This is a genomic window from Methanosphaera sp. A6 (assembly GCF_001729395.1).
Taxonomy (GTDB): domain Archaea; phylum Methanobacteriota; class Methanobacteria; order Methanobacteriales; family Methanobacteriaceae; genus Methanosphaera; species Methanosphaera stadtmanae.
Map to the genome: position 1 here is coordinate 1 of NZ_MAIF01000090.1, position 2,519 is coordinate 2,519.

Here is a 2,519-nt window from a genome sequence, read left to right on the forward strand (position 1 = left end):
AGATACATGGATAGAACATAATGGTCATTATTATAGAATATTAAGTCAAGCCCCTTCAAGTGTATTTAATAAAGCTTCAAATGAATTTAATATAACATTAAATAGTTTTAAGTTAAAATAAAAAAACTTTCTTTTAATATTTTTTTTAAAAAAATCAATTTTATCTAAAAAATAGATTATTACATGTACATGTATTTTAATATATTTCTAAAATTAAAATACATCTTTATTTTTATAAAAAAACATTTAAATAATTTCATAGTTTATGATAAAAAATTACTTTTATTTTTCTTTTATTCTAAAGTATTTGTATAGGCTGATTCTTTTTCTAGTATATTTTAAAAATTTATTAATAATACTATATACAATATTTAATTAAATAAAAAAAAATATAGAGAGAAAATAATGACAGATAGAATAGAAAAAATATTTACTAAGTTTGCTAATGAAGAAGAAGAAGCATTGAATAAAATGGGTATGACAAAGACAGAATTTATAGAAAATGCAAAAAAATGGTCTGAAACTGAAGATGGAAAACTTGAAATTCAAAAATTCATATTAACACAAGAAATAAGTAGTCTTAAGAAACAAATAAGTGAAATTGAAGAAAATATAGTAAAAAAAGAAAATTCAATAAAAGAAATTGAAATTGAACTAAGTAACCTATAAATGGGGGATTTATAATGGTTGAATTAAAAATTAACAAAAAGGTAATACGAGAAAATGATGATGAAAACAAACCAATGTATGTAGAAATACCACCAGAAATTATAGATGCCTATAGACTACATGATGGTGATAAAATAGAATGGACCTTTTTTATTAACTGTAAAAATCAGAAAAAAACAACATTTACAAAAAAATATACAGGAATGGATTAAATAATCTCTTCTTTCTTTTTTTTATCAAACAAATCTAAAAAAGTAATTCAGACTCTCTAATCAATGAGTAATTTAAATACAATCAGATAAGAATATAGTATTTAATGGCGAAATTTCATTAATTAAATTCTTAATATTCTTTGACTGGGATAATAATGAAATATCTCCAATTATTATTAGTTTTTTACAAGATCTGGTAATTGAAACATTTAACTGATTCTGATTTGATATGAAATTCTCCTGAAACTTCGATAACATACCTTCCCTACTTTTACAAAAACATAATATAATAACATCTTTTTGTCTTCCCTGAAATCTATATATTGTATCAGTTTCTACATTCAAATTGTTCTTATATAATAATCTTTTTATATGGTTTTTATGCCTCCTATATGGTGTAATAACTCCAATACTATCACTATCAAAATTCATATTTATAAGACTAACTACTATTTTTAATACAAGTTTTGCTTCATATTTATTACAACAGCCTTTACTTATATTATCTTCAGTATATTCCATGTTAGATGTATCTATAAATGTTATAGGTGATTCATTTAATAGAAAATTTCTGTTGTTTTTGAGAGCTATTTTTTGATTTCTTATTTTAGTGTATGTTTTCAATTTATTGTTATAATATAATTTACTTGCTATTGCAGATATTTCACTGTTCATTCTATATTGAATATTTAGAAATGTTGAATATTCAGGATATTTTTCTATTAAATAATTAAATATAGACTTATTTAGAATTAAAGAAGCATTGTTATTTATTATTGGCTGTAATTGTTTATTATCTCCAATAATTATAAACTTTTTTGTTTTCATTAAGGCTATAAGAGCTAAATATAATGGAACCTGACTTGATTCATCCATAATAACATAATCAAAATTAATATCATGTATTAAATAATTTGATGATGCAATTACAGTTGAGGCTACTATTGGTATTTTTTTTATTATATTATATTCTATTTTTTCTCTGATTTTTTCTATTTCTTCTTCTAAATTATAGATAATATCTTCCTTTTCTTGAGTATTTATATGTTGTGTATATGAAATATTATCATCTAGTCGTAATAGTTTTCTAAATATTTTTGATATTATTGATTCATCAGATGATTTCTCAATATTAAAAGAATAGTTTTCATAACTTTTTTCTTTTAATTTTCTTATTTTTTCCTTTCTTTTAATTATATGAATATATTCTGGATCTTGTTGGATATGATTGTTAATTGTGTATTTTTTCGTGTTTTTACTAATTTTTAATTCATCGCCAAGTCTAAGTATGTTATTTTGAGGTATCATATCTAATTTTTCTATTATATTATCTAAAGCAATATGTGTATGGGCAGTGATGAGAATTCTTAAATCTTTCTTATATAATTGATTGATTATTTCAACAATAGTATGTGTTTTACCAGTACCTGGAGGTCCTTGAATTATATGAAACATATTAGTTGTTAATGATTTATTTACAGCTATTGACTGATTTTTATTAAGATTTCTACATTTATATTTAGATTTTTCATAGTTAGGTGGTCTATAATCAAATAATATATTTAATAGTTCAGTATTATCTTTATCATGGTTATTCAATATATTTAATTTTAATTCTTCTAATTTACGAATAATAAT

The 2,519-nt window shown here is 21.4% G+C and carries 3 protein-coding genes; 2 read left to right on the forward strand and 1 reads right to left on the reverse strand.

Going from position 1 to position 2,519, the window contains the following annotated elements:
- Positions 1-405: 405 nt before the first annotated feature.
- Both A9758_RS02935 and A9758_RS02940 read left to right on the forward strand, forming a co-directional pair.
- Complete coding sequence (locus tag A9758_RS02935; RefSeq protein ID WP_011406386.1) at positions 406-669, forward strand: hypothetical protein; 264 nt, start codon at positions 406-408, stop codon at positions 667-669.
- Positions 670-683: 14 nt separating this feature from the next.
- Complete coding sequence (locus tag A9758_RS02940; protein WP_011406387.1) at positions 684-881, forward strand: hypothetical protein; 198 nt, start codon at positions 684-686, stop codon at positions 879-881.
- A gap of 72 nt (positions 882-953) precedes the next feature.
- On the opposite strand, the gene A9758_RS02945 is transcribed toward A9758_RS02940, so the two are convergent.
- A partial coding sequence (locus tag A9758_RS02945; protein WP_069776329.1) for an AAA domain-containing protein occupies positions 954-2,519 on the reverse strand: 1,566 nt, incomplete at its 5' end.